Origin of the sequence: Enterococcus sp. 9D6_DIV0238 (genome assembly GCF_002174455.2) — a bacterium.
GTDB classification, from domain to species: Bacteria; Bacillota; Bacilli; order Lactobacillales; family Enterococcaceae; genus Enterococcus_L; species Enterococcus_L dunnyi.
Map to the genome: position 1 here is coordinate 1,371,825 of NZ_CP147246.1, position 22,228 is coordinate 1,394,052.

Here is a 22,228-nt window from a genome sequence, read left to right on the forward strand (position 1 = left end):
AGCTCTTGAAGCTAGATGATGCAAAAGCCGAAAGAGCTCATTCAGTCTCGACCGAAAAATAGGGAATATTGAACGTGGTGCTTTTTACCACGAGCAATAGTCATCTTTTTTCCGAGAGACTAGCTCTTGAAGCTAGGTGATGCAAAAGCTGTACAGGCTCGATCTGTCCCAAACGAAAAATAGGAAAATCTGAAAGTGAAGTTTTTTATCACTGGCAGTTTTTATCTTTTTTCGAGGTAATACCTGTAAAGCACAACGATACATCTTTCCAACCACTTTTTTTCAGATGTTTATTCCCTTAAAAAGCAAAACAAGAGACCTAAGTGAAACGACACTTGGTCCTTACACTTAGGTCTCGCAATTTCATTCCTAGACCAGTGTTATTCACACTAGCTGTTGATCTAAGAACATAGTAAACTATGTCGCTACTCCCCTAAGATTTTTATTTGGTCAGCCAAATAAAAATAGTGGTTGTAATTTTTTATTTAATTAACAAAATCAATAAAAAAATAACTGATTTTGATAACAACTATAATACTCTCACACTATTTTAGCAAGTCTTTTATATAAATATTTTTTATTCATTTTTTCTACTAAAAAAAGACCTGAAAAACTGCCTTTGTTAAAGTCAGTATTCCAAGCCTTTTTATACTCTTTTTTTAGTCTTCCTCTTCTTCTGAAGAATAGTGGAATTTAATCATTTCATTCACGAAAATCGGTACGATAGAAAGACCAAAAACCAATAACCAATGATTCATACCAATCGGTACTAAGCCAAATAAATCTTGTGTAAATGGCAACAATGCAATCACTGTGGTGATAATCACAGCTAATACTGCCATTTCAAATAATGATTTGTTCGTTGCAAGTTTTACTCTAAATATCGATTGAGTGCTTCTGACATTGAATACATGTAAAATCGATGAGTAAGCTAAGATCAAGAAAGCCACAGTTTGACCTACTTCATAGCTTGCATCAAAGAAATATGATACGGAATCAACATTTGCCCCTAAATAAAAACCAAAGAGTGTGATCACGGTGAAAACAAAGGCATTGATTCCGATTTTTTGCCATAAACCACGCGCAAAAATCCCTTCATTTCTAGGAATTGGTGCTTCATCCATGATGCCAGCTTCAGCAGGTTCTTTCCCTAAAGCAAAACCTGGCAAGCCATCTGCAACTACGTTGACAAATAGTAGTTGTACCGCTGTGAACGGTGCACCCCAACCTAAAAGCATAGCAATCAATACAATAAAAATCTCTGAAATATTACAGCTCAGCAGAAAATTTACTGCTTTGCGGATATTTCTGTAAACAGCACGTCCTTGGGCTACTGCATCAACAATTGTAGCAAAGTTATCATCCGTTAAAATCATATCTGCTGCGCCTTGGGCTACATCCGTTCCAGTGATCCCCATCGCACAACCAACATCGCTGGCCTTTAAAGCAGGAGCATCGTTGACACCGTCTCCTGTCATTGCAACTACAGCACCTGTTCGCTGCCATGATTTTACGATCCTAATCTTGTCTTCTGGTGTTACCCTTGCATAAACAGAAAGTGATTTTACTCGTTGATCCAGTTCTTCGTCAGACATTTGTTGTAACTCGGAACCAGTCAACGCTTCACTTTTGTCTTGTAAAATCCCTAATTCTTTTGCAATTGCACCAGCAGTCACCACGTGATCTCCTGTGATCATTACTGTTTTGATCCCCGCTTTTTTAGCTCTGGCAATTGCGCCTTTACTTTCAGGTCTTGGCGGATCGATCATCCCGATCAATCCTAATAGCCTTAAATTCTTCTCTAAGGCTTCAGAAGTAATTTCAGTAGGTTCGCGTAACCAACAGCAATCACTCGTAAAGCCCTTTTTCCGAAACGATCATTAACTACAGCGGCCTGATCCAAATCACCAAAACGAAAACGCGTCAATAAGACATCAAAGGCTCCTTTAGTAACAGAAATATATTTTTTCCCCATTTTATGAACCGTCGTCATCATTTTGCGCTCTGAATCAAATGGAATTTCGCCAATTCTTGGGTATTTTTCTTCTAACTCAGCTTTTGTATGGTAGTTTTCTTCGACTGCACGCACAATTGCCGCCTCTGTTGGATTTCCTTGAATGACTAAATCGTCACCCTCTTTGTCCACGATCACATCCGTACAAAGAGCAGCCATTTTTAACACTTCCATCGCTTCATCTGTCATTGCGTCTTCTGTATCCGTCACTTCATCTCCACGAGACCAGACACGTCTGACACGCATTTTATTTTGGGTAAGCGTCCCTGTCTTATCCGAACAAATGACATTAGCGGTCCCGAGTGTTTCAACTGCTGGTAAACGGCGAATAATCGCATGTTTTTTCGCCATTTTCTGCACGCCAAAAGCCAGCGTCAATGTAACGATGACCATCAACGTTTCAGGTACAGCTGCGACTGCCAATGAAACAGCCGTCATAAACATTTCTAATAATGGTTCCCCTGTAACTGTCCAATAATAAAAACAATCGCCGCAGCTCCTAGTGCAATCAGGCTGATTCGTTTTCCTAGTTGATTTAAACGCTTTTGCAATGGTGTTTGCTGTGTGACATCGTCATTCAATAGACCCGCGATTTTACCCATTTCAGTCTGCATCCCTGTGGCCGTAACCACTGCTCTGCCTCGACCATTTGCAACCGTGCATCCTTTGAAGACCATGTTCAACTGATCTCCAAGTGGTGCATCTTTTTCTATTATGTATTCTGAATCTTTCTCGATTGGCTCACTTTCACCAGTCAGCGCTGATTCTTCCACTCTTAGTTGAGCTGTTTGAATCAAACGGGCATCTGCAGTGATCATCGCTCCTGATTCTAAAACAAGTATATCTCCTACGACAACAGCTTCTGCATCGATCGTTTCCACTTTGCCGTCACGTAAAACCGCACTACTTTGTTTATTCATGTTTTGAAGAGCTGCCAGTGATTTTTCTGCATTTCCTTCTTGAACGATCGCTAGTACTGCATTAATGATCACAATCGCAATAATCAGGATTCCCTCAAAGTAATCACCATGCTCAGTTGCAATCGCTGTATAAAACGAGATAGCTGCTGCAACTAACAAGATAATTGTTGTAAAATCTGATAAACTGTGGAAAAACTTTTTTAAAACGGAATCTTTCTTTGTTTCCTGAAACTTATTTGCGCCGTGTTCAGCTAATCGCTTTTTTACTTCTTGTTCCGTTAAACCTTGCTCTCTATTTGTATTTACTTCTTTAATAATTGTTTCGATAGGTTGTTTATATGCTTCCATCCTATCCCCCCATTCTTATTTTTTCCTTCTATTAATATAGTGGTTATATTCACTATAACATGTTTTTTTTTCAGACTTCAATAAATATGGGTAATTTTTCATTTTTCTTTCTAGCTTCCGCTACTATTTGACTAAATAATTTATAAAAAAAGAAGCTTTTTTGTTGAAAACGCTTACTATTTATGTTACTATAATTATAGAAGGAAGGAGGACATATCAGTAGTATTGAAGAATTTCTCGAAGCATGAAATGAGTAAACACAAAATTGTTAGCAGAGCACGATTCACCTTTCAACACCTATATGTGTAAAGTAAAAAATCATAAAAACATCTTTACAAATAGTGAATATGCATAAAAACACTGAAGATTCAGTCCCATTTAAAGAAAAGAATGCATAGAAAGATAGTTTGATTAAAAAAATATTTTTAAGAAATGTAGAAAATGTAATGAAGACAACATTTGGTTTATGAACAAGAAATTCAACTAATTACTTTGCATGTATAACTAGAAGTAAAAAAAATATAAATCAATACGCTGATTCCTTCCGGAAACAAAGGCCAAGCTAGTCGAGAAGCTTGGCTTTTTTCTTTGCAAGATATTTGTAAGTGAAAGTAAGATATGGTATAGTGACTATGCGCTTTTTATTTGATACATAAATTAGACTATTGGAGGGATTTGCATTGCCAAAAAAGAAGAACTCATCCTTTGAGAGTTCCATTCACGTCTACAGAGCTATGAAACGCATGACCCAACAGGAACTTGCTGATAAAGTAGGAGTATCTAGACAAACTATCATTCAACTAGAAAGAAATAGGTACAATCCTTCCCTTTTATTGGCTCATGACATAGCAGATGTTTTTGAAGTGCCGATTGAACAAATCTTCACTTTCAAAAAATTAACAGACGACGAGCAAACAAGCGAAGAAACCGATTAACGGAAGGAAAGGATAAATTATGATCGAATCACTTAAATCTTTTTTTGATAACTTGCCTGTAAATCATTGGTCTAGTTTTTTGATTATTGGACTTTCTTTGATTTTTATTATTTACTCAGTCTATTTCTTCTTTAGCAAAGAGGGAAAAGATGAACGAGGAAAGAAAATCATTTCAACTGCGAGCTTTATTTCATTTATCGTTACGATAGTCCTACTATTTATTTTAGGCACTACACTTTATGACATTGTAGCCTACAACCAAGTATCTTATTATTGGATGATCAATTTAGTGTTGCTTATTATATCAGGAGTAGAAGCTTTCGGCATTATGATTTTAAAAAAATCAAACTAAAATCAAACTAAAATCAAACTAAAAAAGAACTAGGATCATCTAGTTCTTTTTCTTATTTTTAGAAGCATATCAGAACAGTCCACCAACCAATAGCAGTCTCATTTTCTTCTTTTTGCTCCATCATATCGTCAGTCCGTTTACTTCTTTCAAATGAAGCGCCAACAACCGCATCCACTTTTTTCGTATCTTTTGCTGTTTCCATTTTTTCAATAGATAATTTTCTCATGATATTTTTTCTCCCCCTTATCTTAATAATTTGATTATAAGATGTTCCACTAAATAAGTAAAGTTCTTTTTTCAGATTGTTTATTGGATAAATAAGACTGACGGAACTTCATATACGTTAAATATTCGCAATAATTGGTACCCAATTCCAGCTAAGCCGCCAAAGAGACTGATTGGATAACTTTCAGTATCAGTCTTCAAGTTGAAGCTCTTTTTGTTTAATAACAAATTATTATCTGTATAATCTTCGACATTCCCAGCTGCTCCATGACATAAGCAATCATTTTGGGATGGTAGTCTCTTCATTTTTTCTATAGGAAAATCGATCTGAAGCATCTCACAAACATGCCTTATCCCTAATGAACCACGACACCATGAATCATTTTTTATATCCTCTATCGCTAATTTTTCTGTAAATTTTTCTTTATACCATAAAAGAATAGTTTCTGCTTTTTTATCTTGTAATACTCGACTTGCCTGATACACACCATACAAAACGCCAGCATATCCATGAGCAAAACCGTTATCTGTCATTTCCTGACACGTCATTGAGTACATATATTTTGCAAGCACTTGTTTAGCTAACGGGAGCTTCAGTGCTTGATAAATCGCTGCCACTACCGCAAGCAAGCTACTTCTTCCATAGATCCACTCACTTTGTTGATTATTTTGCGAATTTGAATTAAGTAGCAACACTTCTAGATTGTCCTCTAAATATTGTCGATATTTTTCATCGCCAAGCAATCTATAGGCGTAAAAAGCTATGGTAAGACGCATTCCTTCAGAGAAAAAGGCGCTCTCATAAACTTCTTCAGTATCCTCAGAATCAAAAATCTCTTTTTCCAGCAAATCGATCACACGTTGATACATTTTTTTAGGAACATAGTGATTAAGGTAAACAAAAAATAAATAGATTCCGCTGCCCCCCTCATAAAGATCTTTCCCTGGATAGGAAACGACTACGTCATGATCATCAGCGGGCAAAATAGATAACCAGTCTATCGTTTGCCTTTTTGTATCTATGGCAAGTTGCTCAATTATTTTATCTCCAATATCTGCGGCTCTTTTTAGCAATGGCTCTTGAACAGCTGAATTCTTCTCTGGAATCTCAATTTTCTGTAAATCATATTCCAGCATCTCAAGACTTTCTTTCAATAAAAGATAGGAAAACTGGCTGGTTGTTTTGGTGATTTGTTCCATATGGGCCACAGTCTCTTGTAAAGGAGAATATTTTAGCATCTGTCGAAATTCTTGGCCATTCGCGTAAATACTCGTCGAAGAAGTATTCGCTGTAAAAAAAGGAATATCGTGCACTAACAATGACTCGACCTCAGTAGAAATAAGTGCTTTCGGTACGACCTTACTAGCCCAGACATTTTCGATCACCTTTTCTCGTTCGATGTAGTTGGACATACAATCTGTATGCAGCGTAAAATTCAATAAATTTCCGTAATCCTGAGTATCTCTGTAAATCAGACGAATTTGTACCCCTGAAAAAAGTTCCTTAACTTTTTTTATGAAAACGGCTTTATTCTTAAGCAAAAGTGTGTTCATCTCTTTAAACGCCGACAGGATAACTTTCCGGTACTTATGATAATCCACTTCAATGCCATTTAGAGCTGGAATATTTTTAGCTGCTGGCATGTAGGCTTCTTCTAAATGGAACGCAATTTCACTTGAATACTCTTCTTTTAATCGACTGACTTTTTGAGGTAATTTTTGCTTCGTGCCTGATAATGCATCAAGTTCTACTTCCCGCTTCCACTGCTTTCTTTGTGGGATCAAGCCTGTTACAAGCACTGAGTTTTTTTCTATTCTTAATTGCCGAGTGTTTTTCTTTGTATGAAGTATCTCCGGACGAATTAGCGTTTCTACATCGATTAAAACTGGCTGATTTCCGTGTGCGATCACGTTTTCCATATGCAGATCCGTTGCACCTAGCCAGTAAGTCAATGCCAATAATCTGCCGTACTGTTGATAAAACTCAACAACCTCATTTTCCTTTGTACATTCTTTATAACTGACCTTTTCCTCGATTGTAAAATCAGGCTGGACTAAACGCTGGACCTTGTAAAATGATGCTGTTTTGTCTATTTCTTCCACATAGGTCAACAGCTCATTAAACCGTTCGCCGATCTTTAATTCTTTGAACTTAAATACTAAAGGAACGTCTCCTAATCGAAACTGGATCACTGTTTTTCCTCGTTCATGGCTATCCCCTTGCCCCACTAAAACCTCTGTCAATTTAAAAGGGGAGTCCACCTGAAAAAGTTCAACTAGCTGTTCTGCCGAATGGCTCAAAGAAGCAAGAAAAGTTTCAATTACCTCACAGGCAAATGTCAATCTGATAGCTAAAAGTCGAGCCAAGGTCGGGTATTCTGCAAAAAACAAAAAAGTTCGTTCTTTATCCCCAAGAAATTCTTTAATATAGCTGACAAATTCCGCTTCTTTCGATTCTCCCTTTAGTTGATATTCCTCTATCATTTGATGAACATCCCATGCAAGCGTTTTTTGAGAAATAAAAAAGAATTCTTTTCTCAACTGGTCAACTAAATCACTGATCACTTCCTCTGTTATATGGATTTCTGAATATTTCTCAGTCAAGGTACGAATATGTTTTTCGTAAAAAGCTAAATGGAAACGTAACGCAGCACTTAAATTTAGTTCCTTAAGCGGGATTTCATCTGTAAATAACTGTTGATGCATTCGGAACCACTGACTCTTTTCGATTTCTGGTAGCAATTGTTTCGCCCGTTCTTCAGTAAAGGGGAGAAAAGCTCTACTAAACAGATGCTCATCGTAGGAATATTGCTTGAGCATTGTATTAAAATCAGCTGGTGTTAACAAGCTTTTTCGTCCCTGCCATTTCTTTAAGAACTGTTTATCTTCTTCGTCATCTATCTTCAAATCTTTCCAGCATTGAATCCTTTCTGAAATCGTCGTCGCATAACTATACGTTATCTCTTCAATCATTTTTTTCTCTCCTTGATCGTATCATACCTTAATAATAATAAAAAAATAGTTAAAATACTATGCTAATTTTATTTTATCGAAGAGCTTGTTACTTTATTTCGAGTCAAATGGAATATTCTTTCTCGTTTTTCCCTCTCCTATCATCAGTTTTAAAGATAACAGAATAAAAGTCCAAGATAACTTGTTAAAGCAACTGATTCCTATAAAAAATAACACTAAAATCAAGATATTTATTTATTTCTCTCTTTTGATAGAAATAATCAGCCATTTCGCAAGCATTTATTTTGTGAATTTTGTACTTTTAGTATATTATAGTTGTTAAGAGGTATGTACCAATATTTTCGAAAGGATATGAAATTTATGTTAAAACTCTATACGACAAATAGTTGCACATCATGTAGAAAAGCGAGAAAATGGCTGATCGACCATGAGATTCCATTTGAAGAAAAAAACTTTGGCACTACACCTATTACCTTAGATGAACTTAAAAATATATTAATTCTTACAGAAGAAGGAACTGAAGATATTATTTCGATTCGTTCTAAAATCTTTCAAAAATTAGCGATAGATATCAATGAATTACCTTTACACGAGCTTTTAGAGCTAGTCAAAGATAATCCAGGTCTTTTACGTCGTCCAATCATGATCGATGAAAAAAGACTGCAAATTGGATTCAATGAAGATGAAATTCGTTGCTTCCTACCGAGATCCGTTCGTAAAAGAGAATTATCTCAAACATTACTACTAAGCGGCTTATAACTATTACTACCTCGAATCCAAAAAAACTCATCGACTGCTTTCCTTAAAAGAACAAGCAGTCGATGAGTTTTTTATATTATTTCACGAACATTGCATCTCCAAAACTAAAGAAGCGATAGCGTTCATTTATAGCATGATGATAAGCAGCTAATGTCAAATCACGTCCAGCAAATGCACTGACCAGCATTACTAATGTGGACTTCGGTAAATGGAAGTTCGTTGAAAAAGCTTGAACGATCTTAAACTCATAACCTGGTGTGATAAAAATATCTGTCCAGCCACTGTCTGCTTTGATCTGTCCATCAAATTTTGTACCGATCGTTTCTAGCGTACGAATAGAGGTCGTTCCAACTGCAATAATTTTTCCACCCTGTTGCCGAACCTCATTCAACTGTTCTGCAGCCGTTTCTGTCAACCGATAAAATTCGCTGTGCATTTCATGTTCAGCGATATTTTCTACATTGACTGGACGAAATGTTCCTAGACCAACATGTAAGGTCAAATAGACTAGCTTCACACCCTTTGCCTGTATCTTCTGAAGTAATTCTTGTGTGAAGTGTAAACCAGCCGTAGGTGCAGCGGCAGAGCCGTTCTCTTTTGCATACACTGTTTGATATCGTTCTGGATCTTCTAAGCGTTCTTTGATATACGGCGGTAGAGGCATCTCTCCTAAGGATTCCAAAATCTCTAGGAAAATCCCATCATAAGTAAAATCAACGATTCGTCCGCCATGCTCCAGCTCTTCAACAACGGTCGCTTTCAAACGTCCATCACCAAAATGAATCTCAGTGCCTTTTTTAGCTCTTTTGGCGGGTTTGATCAATGTTTCCCAAGTATCTCCTTCTGTATTCGTTAAAAGAAGTACTTCTAAATGTCCGCCTGTATCAGGTTTTTCTCCATATAAACGTGCAGGCAGCACGCGTGTATCATTCATAACTAAAGCATCACCGGCGTTCAATTCATCAATGATGTCATGAAAATGTTTATCTTCTATTTCTTTTGTTTCACGGTTCAAAACTAAAAGTCGTGAGCTTGTCCGATCTTTCAGCGGTGTTTGAGCAATTAGTTCTTCTGGTAAATCAAAATCAAAATCTTCTGTACTAAGCATATTTGTCACTCTTTCTACTTGATTTGTCTTGGCTATTCTAACATTTTTTACTCTATCTGGCTATGAAGAAAGCAGCACACATAACAAAAACAGTACGACTAGCTTTTCAGTACAGATGATCAAGTCTAGCTTCTGCTCAGTAAACAAATGAAAATATGGACAGCTATAACCCAAGATGAGCTAAAAGTGATTCTACGACAATTCTCTTTTATTCATCTAAAAATGGCTATCCCTGTCCATATCACTGAATGATCAAAGATCAGTTGAATCGGATCGAACATTACCACCTAAACGTTGATCATCCGATTCAGGATATTCTTGACCGTTCATGAAAGTGTAAAATCAAGAACAGCTGATTACTTTAGGACTGTCGGCTTCAATCCTAAAGCATCCATCCTACAGATTTTACACTTTCCAGATAGAAACAAACGAAAAAAGGTGTTGGCAAACTACACCAACACCATTGCATGTTCAGTAAATAAGCATCACACAGCCACCTAGCTCTATATGAAGAAAGTCCTAGATATTTTCCTCAAAATTGAGTAAAATGGAGAGTGTTGATGTTATACATTAACACGGGCAACTTGATTGGTCAGCCTTTTCTGACTTCTCAGGGCTTCATAAATCAGCGCCAACTGATTTGTGAAGTGCCTTTTTTATTTTATTCGTTTCTATCTACTACTCATTTTAAAGAAAAACAATTTCATAGTCAACAAACTGTCAGAATAATTTCTATTTATTTCATTTTTTTCATGACCTTTATAATTTTTACCAACTTAAAAAGTGGATGTATCAAGATAATCACCATAAGACCAAATGGACTCCTCAGATGGATCTGTTTTGCTCTGCTTTTTCATTTTTTTAAGTGCTGTTCCACTTTGCTTTTCTGTCTTTATCTCATCGATCAAAAATCCCCAATGATTCTTTTTCTTCGCCTGAATGATATCTGTGTAATCGATCATATTTCTTTTCAGCCATTTTTTACGATTTGTCTCATAGCCAAATTCAGTATGGAAAATTTCATCCTTCAGCAACACATATTTGGCCGAAGAATCCATTCCTGCTGCCATGCGATAAAGCTGGTCTGCTTCTTCAAAACATTGCTCTTCATTATAGATATCGCCTAAATGAACAAGCGCATTGAAACAATCATTGAATCGAACACCGCCATGTTTCATACTTCCTTCAATAACCAATTTAAAAAAATAGACTGCTTGCTTATAATCTTTAGCTTCCATAGCCTGTTCCCCATACTTAAACCACTTTTTGATTTTTCCTTTATTAAACATATGCTCTCCTTATGATACTCGTCATTTTGCTTTATACATTAGAAAGTGGAATCAGACTAGACTCAATCTAACTCCACTTTCCCTATGTGTATATAAATAGTTATATTTCTTAGAGTTACTCTACTTTTTTCAAAATCTTGACATCACCAGTTTTTGATTGGACATCAATACTATATTTGCCAGAAGGTACTTTTGAAAAATCATTTTTTATTTCCCCTGTTCCTGTGCTCGCTGTGACTTTCACTGCTTGAGCAGGATCTTGAAGCCACTTAATAAAGCCGGAATGACTGGATACTTTGGCGTTTACTTTACTATCTTGAATCGAAATGATCGGTCCAGAAATATTTTCTATTTCCAGCTCTCCTTTATTCTCCTCTGAAACGATTTTGCCTTTTTCATTGCTCATCAGTAGATCACCTTTTGTTCTCTTAACAATGACCTGTCCATCTGTAGCCGTTGCTTTTAGTTTCTTTGTCTCAGTATCTTCCAAAATCATTCGACCAGAATGGTTGTTCAATACGATATTATCTGAGCGTAAGAATTTCAAAATAGACAGTCCGCTGTTGCCGTCGATCGTCAAATCACCCAGCATTCCCGTAATAACAGTCTTTCCAGAGTCACTTTTCACCGCTAGATTCATTGCAGATTCTTCAATGATCACATCTCCAAAATCGCTTTTCACATGACCTTCATCTGCAATAATATTCTTAGCATAGACGTCTCCTGAAGTTAAATCCAAATCAAAATTTTTCGTCTGAATGTCCAGTAAGCGTAAATCTCCTTGACTTAGACCTAAGTGAAAATCATCAAGAATCGTTCCCTTTGGGATAAAAAACATCACTTCTGAACGCCCTGTTTTAGTGAATGTATCAAAGATATTCTCTTCATCAAGGGTCAAATCGACCTTGTTTTTGTAAGAACCTTTTTCGATCTTTTGGATATCACTTTCTTTAAATCTTCCCTTAACCATCAAACTTGGCTTTTCTGTGCTAGAAACCTCCACAGTTGTGATTTCGACATCTGCATCTGAATCAAAACTAAATGAAGCATTCTTACTAGAAGAAAGTTCGATCTCCTTATAATACTGTCTACCTGTATACATCAAACGATCTGTGAGAGAAAATACCAACAATACCCCTAGACCTAATACTAACGCTGCTGTAGAGAAGATATTTATCAACTTTTTCTTTTCAATGAACCAGCTCTTTACTACTTGAAGGATCAATGCTGCTGTTAAAAAACAAAGAACCAACGGAATACCAGCAAGATTTTTTTCTTCAAGCAGTTCTTTGATTATATAGATGAGAAAAAAAGAAAATTCTGCCACTAACAAAAGTAATATCAATGGTTTTAACACTTTAATCACCGTCTTTAATAACTTTTGCATTCTCTTTTTCTGTGTTTGAATAAAAACATCTTGAATCTCTTCCCGAGGAACAACAGATGTTTTCGCATTGATTGCAGCATCTAAACTTAGATCTGCGTAATAATCAGCCGCAATTTCCTGCGGTGAAGCAAGTCTGGCTACAACTTCGGCTTCTGTTTGTCCATCTTCCAAACACACAGCCAACTGCTCCAGTAGATCTTCTTTCAACTCATTGAATTCTTCTATATCTTCTTCAGCAAAAGCAGCTTTTAGCTGGTCTAAATATTCCTCCATCGTACTCACTAATCTGCCCTCCTCAACTCGTTTACTTGATCAACAAACTCGTCCCAATCATGTTCCAAAAGTGCCAAATATTCTTGTCCCTTATCTGTTATCTGATAATACTTTCTAGAAGGTCCATCGGGTGATTCTTTGGCATAAATAATGCAGTAGGACTCTTTGACTAACCGACGCAACACCGGATAAAGTGCCCCTTCAGTAATTGGTATAAATTGATTTACTCGTTGTGTTAACTCATAGCCGTAGCGATCTTCCTTTTGGATAAAATGAAGCACACACATCTCTAAAGCACCTTTTTTAAACTGGCTTGAAGCCCTCATCGCTCAATCCCCTTATCACAGTTTTGATTGACAAATTACTGACCGTTCCTAATACTTCCTATAATATACATAAACTACGAGTAAACAATCATGACCAATTTTTGCACCGATTCTTTCTAAACAAAATGTACATTGAAACCGCCACATACGTTTTAACACAGCGGTATCTGTTACCTATTTTATTCATGGGACAACCTATTGTTCAGCTTACTAATAGTTACCACGGTTGTAATTCTTTTTCTCTTGAATGATACCTTGACGCTCTGCCGGTGTCAAATTAGGATCGCTCAACTGATTGCCCCATTCTCTATTCTTTTGCCCACGTTCTTGTCCGCTTGCTGAGGCTCCGGAAACAGCATCCGTTGCCGCCCCTGCTTCTTCTTGGACTTGAGCCGTTTCTTCTTGCTGATAAGCTTCGACTGGCTGTTCGGCGACAGTCTGTTGTTCAGCGACTTGAGCAGCTTCTTGAGCCTCACTTTCTGATTTCTTTTCTTCTTCTGCTTTTTTAGCTGCCGCTTTCTTCGTCTCTTCTTCTTTTTGTTTCTGCGCTTTTTTTGCTTCCTGCTCTTTCAATTTTGTCTTGATCGAATTCTCGACACGCGCAATTTTTTTAGAAACAACTTCAGCTAACCGTTCTCTTTTTAAAGCAAATCGTTCTCTAACAGCTTCATCTTTTGAAAAAGCAGCCTCTGCTGTCGTACTGCCGATTTGGGTCGTACCTACACCGATCATTAAAAGAGCTATGCAAAATAATATAAATTTTTTCATTCTAACTTCTCCTTAATCAACATATTCTTTAGTATAGTTATCCTTGGAATGCATCAAGTAATTCATTAAAGCTTTTTTCTTCATCTTTGACCTTCCAATATTTCTTTTCCTTTTTATCTTGCTCCAGCTCTATATGAATCGTCTTAGATTTCGGCGCTGCTTTTAATTCTTTGAATGTCTTTTTTAGCGCTTCAAATTGGATTTGATTAAGGTCTTCATCTTTTAGTCCATTCAATTCTTTCAATAATTTATTCAGCTGCTTTTCATCGGTAAGCTTATCGATGTCATCTAATGTCTTGATTTGATCATATCCTTTGTTTTGTAGCCAACTAACTAATTCTTCGTCTGTTTTCTTATCAACAACTTGATCGAATGTACTTTGATCAAGCCCTGTTATAGTCACCTCAGCCTCAGATTTTTTGTCTGACTCTTCTTTCATCTTGACAGAGAAGCTCGTTTCATTCTCTAGTTTTTGTTGATAAATTTCTACTAGTTCTTCAGCTTGAGTTTCTGATAAATCAAATAGTTCGGAAAAATCCTGAACTAAGTCACTTTGAGTGGGTGCATCTAAATCATAAAAGTACTTCTCCGCCTTTTCTTTGTCCTTACCATATATGACATTGTTAATGAAAGTTGTCGTCACGTCTTTGGGATCAGCATTCTTAGTACAACTTGTGAAAACAACAACTATCAAAATTAACATAATAATTATTCTTTGTTTTTTCATACGCCTAATTAGCTCCTTTTATAACAGTAACTGTTGATTTTTTTGTGCATCTTTTTTGTTTTTAAAGATATATTTGAATAGTGTGTAAAATTTCACTCGAATCGACTGAATGTCTCCTACATGCTCTGCATCTGAATAAATCAGTCCTAACCATAAATAATGATTTTTACGGGAAAGTTTTTGGATTTTGAATGTGATCTCCACTTTTCCGTCCAAGTTTAAGATACGCGAACGAACCATTTTTACTTCTTTTATTTTTTCAAAAGAAAGCAGCCCTTCTTCTTGATTTAATAATTGGCTCAAATAAGGATCATTTTGTTCAACAGTGATAATGACACTTCGTTCACCTAAATAATTGATTTGGACAGGAATGATCTGTTCATCTTTGATCATTTCTCCTTGATAATCCACTGGGATACTCATTGGTAGACGCGGACGTTCATACGCGACACTGACTGCAACTACTAAGCTGACAATGTTGTATATCAGCCAGTAAAGATTGATCGACAAAATACTTTGCCATTGTAGATGTTGAGAATCTAAATGAAAAATATAGTAGAACAATGTGAACAGATTGATACACAGTAATAAAATCTGCATCTTACAATTGCGCCAATCAAAGTATCCTTTAGACCCTTGAACTCCTTTGATCGTTACATGAAATTTCTTATTTTTCTTTGGACTAAATAAAGTTTCCTTCCAAACAGCCCAGGATACTTGGGGTGCTGTGACTAATTCATAAATGTTGCTTATGAAAGAATTGTATTTTTTTCTTGCGACTGTTTTATACATCAAACTTCCAGATAAAAAAGCAGGCAGCCAAAACACGATCAATTGTGGTAATGTAGTTTTCAAGCTTGCAATATCAAAAACTAAATATAAAAATGGTGACATCAAATAAATCAATTTATACATACCGGAATACCAATACATCACACCATCTAAATAGAACCATTTTTGAATGAACGATAAATTTTTGAGTTTCTGCAACGTATATTTTTTGATTACTTGAACATTGCCGCGCCCCCAACGGTCACGCTGTTTTACGTAATCACCCAACGTTTCAGGAGAAAGGCCTGAAGCCAACGCTTCATTGACAAAAACTCCTTGCCAGCCATTATTTTGCAACAACAGCCCTGTAGCCATATCTTCTGTGATCACACCGGTCGTAAAACCGCCAATCGACTCTAACGCCTCCCGCTGAAATAATGCATTACTGCCCACATAAAGGACCGCATTGAAGCGATCTTTCCCTTCTTCTAAGCTACGCATAAAGAAATCTTGTTCATTATTGATCTCACTATCTAAATACAAATTGTGCTGGAAGATATCTGAATTGAAAAATGTTTGCGGCGTTTGAATAAAGCCAACTTTTTTGTCTGAAAAATATCCTAATGTTCGCTGTAAAAATTCTCTTTTCGGCACCATATCTGCATCTTGTGTCACGATGATCTGTCCGCTCGTTTGTGTTAAAGCATAATTTAAATTTCCTGCTTTGGCATGCTCATGTGTAGGACGGGCGATAAATCCAATATGATGTTTTTCAGCTAACTTTTTCACGATCGAGCGATTACCATCATCACATAAATAAATATTCAATCGTTCCTTAGGATAATCGATCGACAAACAGCCTACAACTGTTCTTTCCAAAATTTCGATGTTTTCATTATATGTTGCTACTAGAATATCTACTGTCGGCAATTTTTCTAAAGCATCAAGTGTCTTTTCTTTACGCTTATATGGCGTCCAAAATAAAAAGACTAGCGTAAAAGCCTGAACAAATCCCATAAATTCTGCTAGATATAATAAACTTCCAGCTATCATTTCTGAAATGCTGCCGCTTGGAATGGTATAAATCAAGCGCCAAGATAAATAAATCATCTGAATGATGACAAATCCTGTTAATACAAATTTCCGATACTGTTCATTTTTTTTGGAAATGAAATAAAATAAATATAAATAGCTCAAACTAAATACCAAATAACCTAACCCCAATTTTTCCATTCTGTTCTCCTTACTCATTCTATTATTCATAAAATAATAGTCGCTAGACAACAATATACTAAGGTTTCCGACTATTGTCAATAGAATAATAGTCAGAACTTTTTTTACTATATCGACCTCTTTCAATTGTTTTTTTATCCATAACAGTTTTTACAAAAAAACATCTGATTTGTCCTAATCAATGTTTTGTAGCATACTAGTAATATAGGAACATTTGTTATCTCAATGCAAAACAGCAAAGATCGATTGAAAAAAAGACTAAGAAAAAAGAATTTGGGGTGGGAAAGTTGATCGAATTTCAACATGTTTCAAAAATCTACAAAGGCGGTAAAATCGCTGTAGATGACGTCAATCTGTCGTTTGATAAAGGAGAATTTATTTGCTTTATCGGTACCAGCGGCAGCGGAAAAACAACATCGATGCGGATGATCAATCGAATGACGGATCCAACAAAAGGCAAAATCTTGATTAACGGTGAAGACATTCAAACGATCAATCCAGTAGAGTTACGAAGAAAAATCGGGTATGTTATCCAAAATATCGGCTTGATGCCGCATATGACGATCCGGGAAAATATTGTACTTGTACCCAAATTGCTGAAAGTTGATTTGGAAGAACGCAACAAAATCGCTGAGAAAATGATCGATTTGGTCGAGTTGCCTAGAGAAATGCTTGATCGTTATCCTAATGAATTATCCGGTGGTCAACAACAACGAATCGGGGTAGTTAGAGCTTTAGCAGCGAATCAGGATATTATATTGATGGATGAGCCTTTTGGTGCTTTAGATCCGATCACAAGAGATTCTTTGCAGGATTTAGTGAAAGACCTACAAGAACGTTTAGGGAAAACCATTGTTTTTGTTACACATGATATGGATGAAGCGCTAAAATTAGCGAATCGAATCGCCATTATGAGCGAAGGTAAAGTGATTCAATTTGATACACCAGATAATATTTTACGCCATCCTGTCAATGAATTTGTTGAAGAGCTGATCGGTGAGGATCGCTTGATCCAAGCGAAACCAGATATTACAACTGTGGGTGAAGTAATGCTGAACAACGCCATTACGATCACACCAGAAAAATCACTTTCTGAAGCGATCAAGCTAATGAGAGAAAAACGGGTAGATACGCTATTAGTAGTTGACGGGTCTGGTGTTCTGAAAGGCTTTATCGATGTTGAAACCTTAGACCGCCGTCGGAATAAAGCAACAAGTGTGAGTGATATCATGAATCCAAAAGTTTTCTTTGTAAAAAAATCTTCCTTATTGCGGGATACTTTACAGCGCATTTTAAAACGTGGATTGAAATACGTTCCTGTTGTTGATGACCAGCAAAAAGTCGTTGGTATCTTAACAAGAGCTTCTCTCGTAGATATCGTATACGACGTTATCTGGGGCGAAGAAGAACATACAGATGAAACTGAAACAACAGATGTCACACAGCCGCAAGCGGAGGTGTAAAAAATGAATCAGTTTCTTTTAGAACGAGGAAATGAGCTTGTTACAAAAATCGGTGAGCATATTTTCATCTCTGGAATGGCCCTTGGTTTAGGGATTTTGCTTGCGGTTCCAATTGGGATTTTACTAACACGCACCAAAAGAACGGCCGCTATTATTATTGGTTTGACTAGTGCCTTACAAACGGTCCCATCTTTAGCCCTATTGGCACTGATGATCCCCATTTTCGGTGTCGGAAAAATTCCAGCGATCATCGCATTATTTATCTATTCATTGTTGCCGATTTTGAGAAATACCTATATTGGAATCAAAGAAGTCAGCTCTGATTATAAGGATGCCGCTAAAGGAATGGGCATGACAAATGCACAGTCGATTTTCATGGTAGAACTGCCGATCGCCATGCCTACGATCATGGCTGGGATTCGCCTAGCTGCTGTTTATGTTATCGCTTGGGCAACCCTTGCTTCTTATATTGGCGCAGGCGGTCTAGGAGACTTTATTTTCAGCGGCTTGAATAACTATCAGCCTGATTTGATTTTTGCTGGTACGATTCCAGTAACGATTTTAGCTTTAGCTGCTGATTTATTACTGGGCTTATTAGAGAAGAAAATCACTCCTAAAGCATTAAGGGAGGCAGACGAATGAAACACAAATTAAAATTGTTCTTTATTGTATGTTGCAGTGCGTTGTTACTTTCTGGCTGCTCATTACCAGGATTGGCTTCTAATTCTGATGAAAATACGATCTCCATCACTGGCGGGATCACATCTGAGGCACAAATTTTGGCTAGTTTAGTTGCAGGAATGATCGAACATTATACAGATGAAAAGACAACGATCATCAATAATCTAGCGACAACAACGATCAATCACCAAGCGATGATCAATGGAGATGCCCAAATTTCGGCTGCTCGGTATACTGGGACCGATTTAACGACTACGTTAAATTTAGAACCGATCAAAGAACCAGAAAAAGCCTTCAATGTAGTACAGGCAGAATTTGAGAAAAGATACCAGCAAAAATGGTTTAAATCCTACGGTTTCGCTAACACTTATGCTTTCATGGTCACACAGGAAACTGCTAAAAAATATAATTTGAAAACAATCAGTGACCTCAAAAAAGTCGGCGATCAATTGACTGCTGGTGTAGATACTTCTTGGATCGACCGAAAAGGTGATGGCTATAAAGGCTTTACAGAAACATATGGCTTTGACTTTAAACGAGTCTTTCCTATGCAGATCGGTCTAGTCTACGATGCAGTAGCCGCTAATAAAATGGATGTTGTTTTAGGCTACTCTACAGATGGACGGATCGGCAGCTATGATCTAGTTATTTTAGAAGATGATCTGCATTTCTTCCCACCTTATGATGCCTCTGCAGTAGCAACAGATGAAGTCTTAAAGAAACATCCAGAATTAAATGATATTTTAGGGAAGTTGTCCGGAAAAATTTCGACAGAAACCATGCAAAAACTGAATTTCCAAGCAGACAATGATTTGATGGAACCTGAAACAGTTGCTGAGAATTTCTTGAAAGAACATCACTTCTTTGAATCTGAAGGAGGTGGAAATTAATGCAAAACTTACAAGATATGAATTTACTACAGCAGTTTCTCTATTACTTTGAGCAAAACGGCAGCTATGTGTTAAGCCAGTTCGTAAGACATTTTCTGATTTCCATTTATGGTGTTTTATTTGCGGCAATCGTGGGGATTCCCATTGGTATCTTCATCGCCCGCAGAAGAAAAATGGCCGGCTGGGTCGTTAGTATCGCTAACTTGATCCAAACGGTTCCTTCCCTTGCGATGCTGTCTATCTTGATGCTCGGACTTGGGTTGGGCGTAAACACAGTTATCGTCACCGTATTTTTGTATTCTCTTTTGCCGATCATCAAAAATACCTACACTGGTATGATCCAGGTGGACAGAAATATTTTAGATGTTGGAAAAGGGATGGGCATGACGAAATGGCAGCGGCTTTATATGGTTGAATTGCCGCTTTCAGTTTCTGTGATCATGGCTGGAATCCGTAATGCATTAGTTGTTGCGATCGGGATCACTGCCATCGGTGCCTTTGTCGGTGCAGGCGGTCTAGGCGATATCATTATCCGCGGAACCAACGCAACAGATGGTACAGCGATCATTCTTGTCGGCGCCTTGCCAACAGCTTTGATGGCGATCATTACTGACTGGGTACTAGGGATGATCGAGCGACGTCTTGATCCTGCAAGTAAACATTCATAAGCAATAAAAAAGCAGCTCTTCTCAAAATCAGAAGAGCTGCTTTTTTGTTTTATTTTTTCAGTCGGTAACTGTAAGTTGAAACGATCAGATTGTCCCGCAAAGCCAGACGAAGCCGTAAACGCAGACTGGTTTGGTTATGAAGAATATTTTGCCAGCGTTTATTTGGCACAAATTGCGGAATCAAGACAGTCGTCGTATAGTTGCGTTTAGCTGAATTCTTACTAACTAAATCAACGTAGCGCAAAATAGGATTCGTGATCGAACGGTAGGAAGAATGGACGATCGAAAAACGAATATCTGGAAAGGACTTCTTAAATTCAGCTTCGATTTCTTTTTCTTTGGCTGGGTCTTCATCGATAGACACGTGCATCGCTACAACATAATCTCCAATTGAACGGGCATAATTGATTGCTCCAACGTTTGCCTTTGTCGCATTTCCAACTAGAATGATCACCGTATTTCCATAATATTTTTGCTCATCCACTGTTTCTTCCAGACGCAGCTGTTCTGCTACATTTTTATAATGCGTATGAATGCTGTAAAAAATGAAAATCAAGACTGGCATAATAATGAAAAATGGCCAGATGTCGTTCAAACGATAGACAAATAAAATCACAATGATCGCATAAGAAATGAAGGCCCCAACAATATTAGCAGCAGACTTAGACAACCATTTCTTTGTCTCCTTACGCCACTTAAGTACCATTCCAGTTTGAGATAAGGCAAACGGAATAAACACACCGATTGAATACAGTGGAATCAAACGTTCTGTCGATCCTTGAAAAATCAGCAGGAGTACAACCGAACCCGCTGCCAAAGTCAAAATCCCATTAGAATAGCCTAAACGGTCGCCACGATCCATATACATATGCGGCATAAATTTATCTTTGGCTAAATTGTAAGCTAAAACTGGAAATGCCGAAAAACCAGTATTTGCAGCTACAGCTAAAATCAAAGCCGTTGCAAACTGTAAAATATAATACAAAATATTTTGACCAAAAACAGCTTGTCCGATTTGAGCCAGTACGGTCATTTCCGTTTTAGGAACAATGCCGTACCAATAGTTGATAAACGTGATCCCTACGAAGAAGAAGCCCAAGATCATTGCCATCAAAGCCAGCGTACCCGCTGCATTTTTTGCTCTAGGCTTTTTAAAAAAAGGAACCGCATTGCTAATAGCTTCCACACCTGTCAATGAAGATGACCCAGAAGAAAACGCACGTAAAATCAATGCGATCGTAATACCTGGTACAACTGTCCCAGGTATCGCTGTTGCGTGCAGCGGAACTGCGCCAGTCATGATTTTGAATAAACCAGTCACGATCAGCAATGTAATGACCGCAATAAAACTATAGACTGGAAACATCAAAAATCCGGCCGATTCTCGTAACCCTCGTAAATTCATCAGCATGATCAATAACACGATCCCGATTGAAATGATCACCTGATGTCCATACAATGCTGGTACGGCTGAAATGATCGCTTCTGCACCTGCAGATACAGAAACTGCTACGGTCAGCATATAATCCACTAATAAAGAACCACCAGCAATCAAGCCAGCATTTTTCCCTAAATTCTCACTGCTGACAACATAGGCTCCACCGCCATGGGGATAAGCATGAATGATTTGCCGATAAGATAGTGTCAATGAAATAAGTAAAATAATAACAAATGCAGCAATCGGTAACGAATACCAAATAGCGGCAGCTGATAAAGTAACTAGTACGACAACGATTTGTTCCGTACCATAAGCAATCGAAGATAATGCATCTGATGATAATAATGCTAAAGCTGCAAACCGACTTAATTTATGCTCATCATTCTCAGCAGACTTTAGCGGTTTTCCGATAAATAATCGCTTCAAGTAATCCATATTGTCTCCTCCTTTACTTACAATAAAAAACCAAATAGTTTTTCTGAATCCCTTCAGAAAAGAGATATTTTTCTACAAACAATCACATATGCTACGCTCTTAAAACCTAATTGTCAATTATTATTTAGTAAAATTAATGATAGAAATAAGTAGTTTTCATTTATCTTTCTTTTTTCCATTTTAACAAGAGTTGACTGGACAAAAAAATATTCCGCTTATGCACATTTCTGTGGCAAAATAAATAA

General features: G+C 37.2%; 17 protein-coding genes and 1 pseudogene. 7 read left to right on the forward strand and 11 right to left on the reverse strand.

Annotated features, from left to right (window positions below; translation table 11 throughout):
• Positions 1-659: 659 nt before the first annotated feature.
• Positions 660-3,282 (reverse strand): annotated as a pseudogene (locus A5889_RS06535) (calcium-translocating P-type ATPase, PMCA-type).
• Between the two features lie 680 nt (positions 3,283-3,962).
• On the opposite strand from A5889_RS06535, the gene A5889_RS06540 reads away from it, so the two are divergent.
• Positions 3,963-4,217 (forward strand): helix-turn-helix transcriptional regulator, encoded by a 255-nt coding sequence (locus A5889_RS06540; RefSeq protein ID WP_086329112.1) that lies wholly within the window; start codon positions 3,963-3,965, stop codon positions 4,215-4,217.
• Positions 4,218-4,236: 19 nt separating this feature from the next.
• Entirely contained in the window at positions 4,237-4,569 is a 333-nt protein-coding gene (locus tag A5889_RS06545) for a hypothetical protein (protein WP_087640888.1), read from the forward strand.
• Between the two features lie 58 nt (positions 4,570-4,627).
• Here the strand turns inward: A5889_RS06545 and A5889_RS06550 are convergent, their stop codons facing one another.
• Together A5889_RS06550 and lanM are read right to left on the reverse strand one after the other, a co-directional pair.
• Positions 4,628-4,795, reverse strand: a complete 168-nt coding sequence (locus A5889_RS06550) for a hypothetical protein (protein ID WP_176372828.1) — start codon at positions 4,793-4,795, stop codon at positions 4,628-4,630.
• Positions 4,796-4,875: 80 nt separating this feature from the next.
• A complete protein-coding gene (lanM, locus tag A5889_RS06555) occupies positions 4,876-7,767 on the reverse strand; it encodes a type 2 lanthipeptide synthetase LanM (RefSeq protein WP_087640887.1) in 2,892 nt (963 codons plus the stop codon).
• 360 nt (positions 7,768-8,127) lie between these two features.
• On the opposite strand from lanM, the gene spxA reads away from it, so the two are divergent.
• Positions 8,128-8,526 carry a transcriptional regulator SpxA gene (spxA, locus tag A5889_RS06560; protein ID WP_087641539.1) on the forward strand — a complete coding sequence of 133 codons (399 nt, stop codon included), beginning with the start codon at positions 8,128-8,130 and terminating at the stop codon, positions 8,524-8,526.
• Between the two features lie 76 nt (positions 8,527-8,602).
• Here spxA and queA read toward each other — a convergent pair whose 3' ends face one another.
• The 7 genes from queA to A5889_RS06595 form a co-directional block, all read right to left on the reverse strand.
• Complete coding sequence (gene queA / locus A5889_RS06565; protein ID WP_087640886.1) at positions 8,603-9,634, reverse strand: tRNA preQ1(34) S-adenosylmethionine ribosyltransferase-isomerase QueA; 1,032 nt, start codon at positions 9,632-9,634, stop codon at positions 8,603-8,605.
• Between the two features lie 776 nt (positions 9,635-10,410).
• Positions 10,411-10,923 carry a hypothetical protein gene (locus A5889_RS06570; protein WP_087640885.1) on the reverse strand — a complete coding sequence of 171 codons (513 nt, stop codon included), beginning with the start codon at positions 10,921-10,923 and terminating at the stop codon, positions 10,411-10,413.
• A gap of 115 nt (positions 10,924-11,038) precedes the next feature.
• Complete coding sequence (locus A5889_RS06575) at positions 11,039-12,583, reverse strand: DUF4097 family beta strand repeat-containing protein (RefSeq protein ID WP_242585552.1); 1,545 nt, start codon at positions 12,581-12,583, stop codon at positions 11,039-11,041.
• Positions 12,584-12,591: 8 nt separating this feature from the next.
• A complete protein-coding gene (locus A5889_RS06580) occupies positions 12,592-12,909 on the reverse strand; it encodes a PadR family transcriptional regulator (RefSeq protein WP_087640883.1) in 318 nt (105 codons plus the stop codon).
• A gap of 210 nt (positions 12,910-13,119) precedes the next feature.
• A complete protein-coding gene (locus tag A5889_RS06585; protein ID WP_087640882.1) occupies positions 13,120-13,677 on the reverse strand; it encodes a hypothetical protein in 558 nt (185 codons plus the stop codon).
• Positions 13,678-13,714: 37 nt separating this feature from the next.
• Positions 13,715-14,404 carry a hypothetical protein gene (locus tag A5889_RS06590; RefSeq protein ID WP_087640881.1) on the reverse strand — a complete coding sequence of 230 codons (690 nt, stop codon included), beginning with the start codon at positions 14,402-14,404 and terminating at the stop codon, positions 13,715-13,717.
• Positions 14,405-14,422: 18 nt separating this feature from the next.
• On the reverse strand, positions 14,423-16,408 hold the full coding sequence (locus A5889_RS06595) for a glycosyltransferase family 2 protein (RefSeq protein WP_176372827.1): 1,986 nt from the start codon (positions 16,406-16,408) through the stop codon (positions 14,423-14,425).
• A 287-nt stretch (positions 16,409-16,695) separates the two neighbouring features.
• On the opposite strand from A5889_RS06595, the gene A5889_RS06600 reads away from it, so the two are divergent.
• The 4 genes from A5889_RS06600 to A5889_RS06615 are packed head-to-tail and all read left to right on the forward strand — an operon-like array spanning position 16,696 to position 20,110.
• A complete protein-coding gene (locus tag A5889_RS06600) occupies positions 16,696-17,871 on the forward strand; it encodes a betaine/proline/choline family ABC transporter ATP-binding protein (RefSeq protein WP_176372826.1) in 1,176 nt (391 codons plus the stop codon).
• Positions 17,872-17,874: 3 nt separating this feature from the next.
• Positions 17,875-18,513, forward strand: coding sequence for an ABC transporter permease (locus A5889_RS06605; protein WP_087640878.1), 639 nt, complete (start codon positions 17,875-17,877; stop codon positions 18,511-18,513).
• The gene (locus tag A5889_RS06610) at positions 18,510-19,442 is read left to right on the forward strand and encodes an osmoprotectant ABC transporter substrate-binding protein (RefSeq protein ID WP_087640877.1); all 933 of its coding nucleotides are present in this window, start codon (positions 18,510-18,512) and stop codon (positions 19,440-19,442) included. The genes A5889_RS06605 and A5889_RS06610 overlap by 4 nt, the downstream gene beginning before the upstream one ends.
• The gene (locus A5889_RS06615) at positions 19,442-20,110 is read left to right on the forward strand and encodes an ABC transporter permease (protein WP_069664689.1); all 669 of its coding nucleotides are present in this window, start codon (positions 19,442-19,444) and stop codon (positions 20,108-20,110) included. The genes A5889_RS06610 and A5889_RS06615 overlap by 1 nt, the downstream gene beginning before the upstream one ends.
• A gap of 49 nt (positions 20,111-20,159) precedes the next feature.
• On the opposite strand, the gene A5889_RS06620 is transcribed toward A5889_RS06615, so the two are convergent.
• Entirely contained in the window at positions 20,160-21,983 is a 1,824-nt protein-coding gene (locus A5889_RS06620; protein ID WP_087640876.1) for an APC family permease, read from the reverse strand.
• Positions 21,984-22,228: the final 245 nt, after the last annotated feature.